General features: G+C 66.9%; 6 protein-coding genes. All 6 read left to right on the forward strand.

Annotated elements, in window-relative coordinates; genetic code table 11:
* Window positions 1-185: 185 nt before the first annotated feature.
* The 6 genes from B2W70_RS05990 to accD all read left to right on the forward strand — a co-directional run bounded on the left by B2W70_RS05990 (window position 186) and on the right by accD (window position 6,995).
* Window positions 186-2,306 carry a FimV/HubP family polar landmark protein gene (locus B2W70_RS05990; protein ID WP_286743804.1) on the forward strand — a complete coding sequence of 707 codons (2,121 nt, stop codon included), beginning with the start codon at window positions 186-188 and terminating at the stop codon, window positions 2,304-2,306.
* Window positions 2,307-2,316: 10 nt separating this feature from the next.
* Entirely contained in the window at window positions 2,317-3,183 is an 867-nt protein-coding gene (gene truA, locus B2W70_RS05995; RefSeq protein ID WP_286743806.1) for a tRNA pseudouridine(38-40) synthase TruA, read from the forward strand.
* A gap of 142 nt (window positions 3,184-3,325) precedes the next feature.
* Complete coding sequence (locus tag B2W70_RS06000; RefSeq protein WP_286743808.1) at window positions 3,326-4,006, forward strand: phosphoribosylanthranilate isomerase; 681 nt, start codon at window positions 3,326-3,328, stop codon at window positions 4,004-4,006.
* Window positions 4,007-4,033: 27 nt separating this feature from the next.
* A complete protein-coding gene (gene trpB / locus B2W70_RS06005) occupies window positions 4,034-5,278 on the forward strand; it encodes a tryptophan synthase subunit beta (protein ID WP_286743810.1) in 1,245 nt (414 codons plus the stop codon).
* 20 nt (window positions 5,279-5,298) lie between these two features.
* Entirely contained in the window at window positions 5,299-6,117 is an 819-nt protein-coding gene (trpA, locus tag B2W70_RS06010) for a tryptophan synthase subunit alpha (RefSeq protein WP_286743818.1), read from the forward strand.
* Window positions 6,118-6,119: 2 nt separating this feature from the next.
* Window positions 6,120-6,995 carry an acetyl-CoA carboxylase, carboxyltransferase subunit beta gene (accD, locus tag B2W70_RS06015; RefSeq protein ID WP_286743812.1) on the forward strand — a complete coding sequence of 292 codons (876 nt, stop codon included), beginning with the start codon at window positions 6,120-6,122 and terminating at the stop codon, window positions 6,993-6,995.
* Window positions 6,996-7,216 lie beyond the last annotated feature (221 nt).

A 7,216-nucleotide genomic window follows, 5' to 3' on the forward strand; every position in this document is an offset into this window, starting at 1 on the left:
CCCCGACGCCAGCGCCTGCGCCATCTCGCGCTGCTGCGCCTTCTCCGGCACCTGCACCCGCTGCAGCCCCCGCTCCAGCACCTGCGCCGGTTGAGAGCAAGCCCCGCAAGGCTGTCAAGCCAGCTGCTGCAGCCAGCCAGGCTGAGCCTGCGGCACCTGCTCCCGCTCCTGCCCCGGCGCCTGCTGTGCGTCCGGCCGCTTCGACGGCTTCCCAGCCCTCGACCGCAGATGACGCGCGCACGGTTCGGGTGCGCGCTGGCGACTCGCTGTCTGCCATCGCTCAGCGCAACGCCACCGAGGGCGTGTCGCTGGATCAGATGCTGGTCGGCCTGTATCGCAGCAACCCGCAGGCCTTCCAGGGCAACAACATGAACCGCCTGAAGGCGGGCGTCGTGCTCAACGTGCCCTCGGCCGAAGAGGCTCAGAAGGTGCCGCAGCCCGAAGCGCGCCGCATCATCCAGGCTCAAAGCGCCGACTTCTCGGCCTACCGCCAACGCCTGGCTGGCACGGTGGCTCCCACGCCGGTCGAGCAACCGGAACGCCAAGCCACCGGCAAGGTTGAAGCAGAGGTCAAGGACCGCAAGCAGTCGGCCGCTCCGGCGCCTGACAAGCTCACCCTCAGCAAGGGTGGCGTGAGCAGTGGCACCGCCGCCGAAGACCGTGTCGCCAAGGCCCGCGCCAAGGAAGACTCCAGCGCCCGCGTGGCCGAGTTGTCGAAGAACCTCGACGAGTTGCGCAAGCTGCGCGAGAAGGCGGCTCAGGCTTCGGCTCCCGCCCCAGGCAAGACCGCACCGGCTCCTGCTCCCGCGCCTGCCCCCGCGCCGGCGCCCGTTGCTGCCAAGGTGGTGCCTGCACCCGCACCCGCTCCGGCTTCTGCTCCCACACCTCCTGCCGTCCCCGCCCCGGCGCCTTCGAAGGCCGAGGTGGCTTCGGCCCCGATCGAGCTGCCGGCCAGCGCCGCATCGGCGGTCGATGGCTCTGTCACCATCGTGGCCGACGCCGCATCCGAGGTGGCTTCTGCCGCCTCGGCGGTCGTGCCGGCCGTGCCGGCTCCAGTCAGCGTGCCCACGCCGCCTCCTGCGCCAGTCCCGCAAGAGCCTGGCTTCCTCGAGTCCATCAACCTGATGGCCGTGGCCGCAGGTGGTGCAGCGGTCGCGCTGCTGGCGGGTGGCTTGATGTTCCTGCGCTCGCGCCGCCGCGCTGAAACCGGTGAAACCTCGTTCCTGGAAAGCCGCCTGCAGCCAGACTCCTTCTTTGGCGCCAGCGGTGGCCAGCGCGTGGACACCCGAGACGCCACCGGCGGCCCCTCGTCCATGAGCTACTCGCTCAGCCAGCTCGACGCCATCGGTGACGTTGACCCGGTGGCCGAGGCCGATGTGTACCTGGCCTACGGCCGTGACCTGCAGGCCGAGGAAATCCTCAAGGAAGCGCTGCGCAGCACCCCCGAACGTCTGGCCATTCGCACCAAGCTGCTCGAAGTTTATGCCAAGCGCCGTGACACCAAGGGCTTCGAGCAACTCGCCGCGCAGCTCTACAGCCTGACGCAAGGTGAGGGTGAAGACTGGGCGCATGTTCAGGAACTCGGCTTGGGCATCGACCCAGAGAACCCGCTGTACCAGCCCGGTGGCCAGCCGGCAGAAGCGCCCTTGAGCGTTGAGCAGCCTGCGGATGGCCTGGGTGCCAGCACCATCCCTCACTCGGTGATGCCTGCGCCCAGCATCCTGGACAGCGTTGCCCCCGCCGTGCCGGAAAACCTGGCGGCTGCGGACGATGGCGTTGACCTGGACCTCGACATCTCTTCGCCGACGCCCCTGGACGAGGTGAAGGACTCCGTTGCTCCGCCGGTCACGGCCGCTGGTGACCTGCCTCCTCTGGAGTTGCCCGAGTTTGGCGCGGACCTGCCGGTTGCCCCGGCGCCTGCACCGGCACCGGCCGCTGCCGATGCCCCGCTGGAGTTCGGCGTTGACCTGCCGAGCCTGGAGCCAGTCCCGACGCAGCCCGCCGATTCCGAAGGCCTTGATTTCGGCATCGAGGTGCCTGCCGTTGCGGCTCCCGCACCTGCTTTCGATTTGGGTGACATCAGCCTGGACCTCGATGAGCCAGCCACCGCTGAACCGGCTGCCGAGCCGGATTCGATGGCGGACATGTCTGCCGATCCCATGGCTCGCAAGCTGGAGCTGGCCGACGAGTTCCGCCAGATCGGGGACGCCGATGGTGCCCGCGAGCTGCTGCAGGAAGTGGTCGAGCAGGCCCAGGACGCTGGCTTGAAGGCCCGTGCCCAGTCCATGCTGGACAGCCTGTCGTGATGTCCTGACCATGGCATCGCTGGATGAGGGCGGCGAAGGGGCATCCCTTGCCGCCCAACCCGAGAGGGCGATCCGACGGATCGCCCTCGGCGTTTCATACGTCGGCACCGCCTACAAGGGTTGGCAAAGCCAGCCGGGTGGTGGCACGGTGCAAGACGTGCTGGAGTCTGCGTTGAAGGCCTTTGCGGTGCGGCCGCTGAAGGTGCTCTGCGCAGGTCGAACGGACGCTGGGGTGCATGGCATCAACCAGGTCGTGCACCTCGACACCGACCTGCACCGCGAACCCTTTTCCTGGGTCAGGGGCACCAACACCTTCCTGCCGCCTGACATTTCGGTGCAATGGGCGGCTGAGGTGCCTGCGAACTTTCATGCTCGCAACAGCGCCATCGGGCGGCGATACGTCTACGTGCTGCTGGAATCGGCTGTGCGGCCGGCGCTGGAGTCGGGCAGGGTGGGGTGGGTGTTCCGTCCCCTGGATCAAGCCGCGATGGAGCGCGCTGCGGCCCATCTGCTGGGTGAGCACGACTTCAGCTCCTTCCGCTCGTCCATGTGCCAGTCACCCACGCCGGTCAAGACGCTGCGGGAAATCCGCATCCGGCGGTGTGGTCCGCCTGGTGCGCCGACGGCCTATTGGCGCTTCGATTTCGAGGGGCAGGCCTTCCTGCACCACATGATCCGCAACATCATGGGTTGCCTGATCATGGTTGGCACGGGCGTGCAGCGGCCAGACTGGGTGCGGGACGTGCGCGAGGCCCGTGACCGCAAGGTGGCTGCCCCGACCTTCTCGCCCGATGGCCTGTATTTTCTGGGGCCGCGTTATGCCCCGGCCTTTGCCCTGCCCGAGCAGGTCCCGGGCATGGATTGGCTGCCTTCCTGAGTCAACTGTTCCTGAGGCAAGTGCACTGCGGGCTTTTTGTCTGGCGAAAGTTGGGCCAAGGGGCTTGCCGGCTTCGAGGCGCGTTTTTTGAGACAATGCGGGCATCGACACCGCCACGGGACGCAGACGTTCCGGCTCCTGGATGTCCCCTCAGATTTCCCATCGCACGCGCATCAAGGTTTGCGGCCTCACCCGCGAGGCCGACGTCGACGCCGCGGTCGAAGCCGGTGCAGACGCGATTGGCTTCGTCCTCTACGACAAGAGCCCTCGGCATGTCAGCGCCGCCCGCGCAGGCGAGTTGGCGAGGCGTTTGCCGCCCTTTGTGACGCCCGTGGTGCTGCTCGTCAACGCCGATGCCACGGTGGTGTCGCAGGCCATCCAGGCGGTGCCACAGGCTTTGCTGCAGTTCCACGGCGATGAGTTGCCCGCGCAATGCGTCGAGTCTGCTCGCCCGTTCATCCGGGCGGCCCGAATGGCCCCCGGTTTCGATTTGTTAAACTTCGCCCGGCAATTTGATGCTGCCCAGGCCTTGCTCGTGGATGCCCATGTGGACGGCTACGGTGGAGGCGGGCAGGTGTTCGATTGGTCCTTGCTGGCCGACTTGCCCGCGTCGCTGGCGCGCAACCTGATCCTTTCCGGCGGGCTGCACGCTGGCAACGTGGCCGAAGGCATCCGCCGCGTGCGCCCCTGGGCCGTGGACGTGAGTTCCGGCGTTGAGGCGGCCAAAGGCATCAAGGACGCCGCCAGGATGATCGATTTCTGCCAGGCAGTTCGCGATGCTGACCGAAGCTTGGTGGCCCCCCGTTTTGCGACGGCTGCATGACGTGCAGCCCTCACACCCTGACCTGACATGTTGACCTACAACCAGCCTGACGCCCGCGGGCACTTCGGCCCCTACGGCGGCACTTTTGTCTCCGAGACGCTCATTCATGCGCTCGAACAGCTCAAGGATGCCTACGAGCATTACCGCCATGACGAGGCTTTCAAGGCCGAGTTCCGCCGCGAACTCGCGCACTTCGTGGGCCGCCCCAGCCCCGTCTACCACGCTGACCGCCTCAGCCGTGAAGTCGGCGGCGCACAGATCCACTTCAAGCGCGAAGACTTGAACCACACCGGCGCGCACAAGGTCAACAACACCATCGGCCAGGCTTTGCTGGCCAAGCGAATGGGCAAGCCCCGGGTGATCGCCGAGACCGGTGCCGGCCAGCACGGCGTGGCCACGGCCACCATCTGCGCGCGCTACGGCATGGAGTGCGTGGTCTACATGGGCGCCGAAGACGTCAAGCGCCAGTCGCCCAACGTCTACCGCATGCACCTGCTGGGCGCCAAGGTCGTGCCGGTCGAATCCGGCAGCAAGACCCTGAAGGATGCGCTCAACGAAGCCATGCGCGACTGGGTGACCAACGTCGAGAACACCTTCTACATCATCGGCACGGTGGCCGGCCCGCACCCGTACCCCGCCATGGTGCGAGACTTCCAGAGCGTCATCGGCGAAGAGTGCCTCAAGCAGATGCCCGAGCAGATCGGCCGCCAGCCTGATGCCGTGATCGCCTGCGTGGGTGGTGGCTCCAACGCCATGGGCATCTTCTACCCCTACATCCCGCACGAGCAGGTGCGCCTGATCGGTGTCGAAGCGGCGGGTGAAGGCTACGAAAGCGGCAAGCACTCGATGTCGCTGCAAAAGGGCGTGCCGGGTGTGCTGCATGGCAACCGCACCTACCTGCTGCAAGACGAAAATGGGCAAATCACCGAGACGCATTCCGTCTCTGCTGGCCTGGACTATCCTGGTGTGGGTCCGGAGCACGCTTACCTCAAGGACATCGGTCGCGCGGAGTACGTCGGCATCACCGACAAGGAAGCGCTGGAAGCTTTCCACCGCCTGTGCCGCACCGAAGGCATCATTCCTGCGCTGGAGTCGAGCCACGCTGTTGCCCACGCGATGAAGCTGGCCGCCACCATGCGTCCAGATCAGCACGTGCTGGTCAACCTCTCCGGCCGTGGCGACAAGGACATCGGCACCGTGGCCGACCTGACTGGTGCCGAGTTCTATTGCCGCCCGTCCTGCCGAGGCCTGTCGGTGAAAGGGGGCGCATGATGAGCGCTGCCACCCACACCATCACCCGTCTGGATCAGACCTTCGCCACGCTCAAGGAGCAGGGGCGCAAGGCCCTGATCCCCTACGTCACTTGCGGCGATCCGTACCCGGCCAAGACGGTCGAGATCATGCTGGCGATGGCCGAAGCCGGTGCCGACGTCATCGAGCTCGGTGTGCCGTTCTCCGACCCGATGGCCGATGGCCCCGTCATCCAGAAGGCGGCCGAGCGCGCGCTGAGCCATGGCATTTCGCTCAACCACGTGCTCGATGACGTGCGCGCGTTTCGCGCCAAGAACGCCACCACGCCGGTCGTGTTGATGGGCTACGCCAACCCCATCGAGAACCACGACCTGCGGCATGGTGCGGGCAGCTTCGTGCGCGACGCCAAAGCAGCAGGTGTTGACGGCGTGCTGGTGGTTGACTACCCGCCCGAAGAGTGCGAAGAGTTCGCCGCACGCCTGAAGGCCGCAGGCCTGGCGCCCATCTTCCTGCTGGCCCCCACTTCCACCGAGCAGCGAATGGCCGACGTCGGCCGCATCGCCGCCGGCTACGTCTACTACGTCTCGCTCAAGGGCGTGACGGGGGCGGGGCACCTCGATACTTCCGCCGTGGCCGACATGGTCCCGCGCATCAAGGCGCACGTCAGCGTGCCCGTGGGCGTGGGCTTCGGCATCCGCGACGCCGAGACGGCCAAGGCTGTCGCCGCGGTGTCCGATGCCGTCGTGATCGGTTCGCGCCTGGTGCAACTGCTGGAAACGCAGTCGCCCGAAACCGTGGCGGCAGCGGCCTGCGGCTTCATTGCCGAAATCCGCGCTGCACTCGATTCCCTGAAAGGATGACCATGAGCTGGCTCGAGAAACTCCTGCCCCCCAAGATCCAACCGACCGACCCGGCCGAACGCCGCTCGGTGCCGGAAGGCCTGTGGGTGAAGTGCCCCTCCTGCGAGACCGTCCTTTACAAGAACGACCTCGAGGCCAACGTCAACGTCTGCCCGAAGTGCGGCCACCACCACCGCATCGGTGCGCGCGCCCGCCTGGATGCCTTCCTCGACGCCGAAGGGCGCTACGAGATCGGTCAGGAAGTGCTGCCGGTCGACGCCCTGAAGTTCAAGGACAACAAGAAGTACCCCGATCGCCTCAAGCAAGGCATGGAGGCCACCGGCGAGACCGATGCCCTGATCGTGCTGGGCGGCTCGGTGTGCAGCATCCCGGTGGTCGCGGCCTGCTTCGAGTTCGACTTCATGGGCGGCTCGATGGGCTCGGTGGTGGGCGAGCGCTTCGTGCGTGGCGTTGAAACCGCCGTCGACCAGAAGACCGCGTTCATTTCGTTCACCGCCACCGGCGGCGCGCGCATGCAGGAAGGCCTGCTCAGCCTGATGCAGATGGCCAAGACCAACGCGGCCCTCACGCGCCTGGCCAAGGCCAAGTTGCCCTACATCAGCGTGCTGACCGACCCGACCATGGGTGGCGTCTCGGCCTCGTTTGCCTTCATGGGCGACGTCGTCATCGCCGAGCCCAAGGCCCTGATCGGCTTTGCCGGCCCCCGCGTGATCGAGAACACCGTGCGCGAAGTGCTGCCCGAAGGCTTCCAGCGTTCGGAGTTCCTGCTGCAAAAGGGCGCGGTCGACATGATCATGGACCGCCGCGAGTTGCGCCGCAACATCGCGCGCCAGCTGGCCATCCTGATGCGCCAACCGGCCGACGCCGTCGCTGGCTGAAGGCCTGTTGCGCGCTGTTTGGCGCGTCGAGAGCGGGCTGCGCTGAGCAGCCCGTTTTGCGTTTTGTCGGCGGCGGTGGGCGGTTCACGATCGCCCGTTGCCCACCTTGAGGGCGCGAGGCGCGTCCCCACCTCTTGCCTTGCCCCAACTTGAGCTCATCCATGTCTCCCACGCCCCGCACCCTCGAAGACTGGCTGGCCCATTGCGAACGCCTGCACACC

The organism is Aquabacterium sp. UBA2148 (assembly GCF_002328915.1).
Taxonomy (GTDB): domain Bacteria; phylum Pseudomonadota; class Gammaproteobacteria; order Burkholderiales; family Burkholderiaceae_C; genus Aquabacterium; species Aquabacterium parvum.

Excerpts from the sequence above, each read along its gene's own strand:
- truA (WP_286743806.1), top strand. The coding sequence starts at position 2,317 with ATGGCATCGCTGGATGAGGGCGGCGAAGGGGCATCCCTTGCCGCCCAA.
- B2W70_RS06000 (WP_286743808.1), top strand. The coding sequence starts at position 3,326 with ATGTCCCCTCAGATTTCCCATCGCACGCGCATCAAGGTTTGCGGCCTC.
- trpB (WP_286743810.1), top strand. The coding sequence starts at position 4,034 with ATGTTGACCTACAACCAGCCTGACGCCCGCGGGCACTTCGGCCCCTAC.
- accD (WP_286743812.1), top strand. The coding sequence starts at position 6,120 with ATGAGCTGGCTCGAGAAACTCCTGCCCCCCAAGATCCAACCGACCGAC.